The sequence below is a fragment of the Vibrio sp. T20 genome (assembly GCF_007858795.1).
Taxonomy (GTDB): Bacteria; Pseudomonadota; Gammaproteobacteria; order Enterobacterales; family Vibrionaceae; genus Vibrio; species Vibrio satsumensis.
The window spans coordinates 1-290 of sequence record NZ_VFEB01000019.1 but is presented as its reverse complement, the minus strand read 5'-3'; the positions used below and the strand labels follow the sequence as shown (position 1 = coordinate 290).

Genomic DNA, 290 nt, shown 5'->3' with positions numbered 1-290 from the left:
GCCATCGTTGTGTGTCTTGAATGAGAAGTCTGTTAGTTCGTTATTGAGTAGGAAGCCTCTTACCATCAAGCGTGAACCAAAGGCATTCTCAATAGTGGTGGTCATCGACACGACATTGCCATCGCTATCAACAATATTGAAGTGGCTGGTGGACGGCAATTCAATCGAAACGTCTTGGCTTTGCAGCATTGCGTGATCCCACGGCGGGGTGCCTGATGGCGCACTGTCTAATGCCTTACCTGCAGTAATTAACTGGTCTCGTTCCTGTAAATAGTCAGTATTCACTAACC

The 290-nt window shown here is 47.2% G+C and carries 1 protein-coding gene; it reads right to left on the bottom strand.

Features of this window, described 5'->3' with window-relative positions:
• A partial coding sequence (locus FTW16_RS01430; protein WP_186728000.1) for a gamma-glutamyltransferase occupies positions 1-290 on the bottom strand: 290 nt, incomplete at both ends.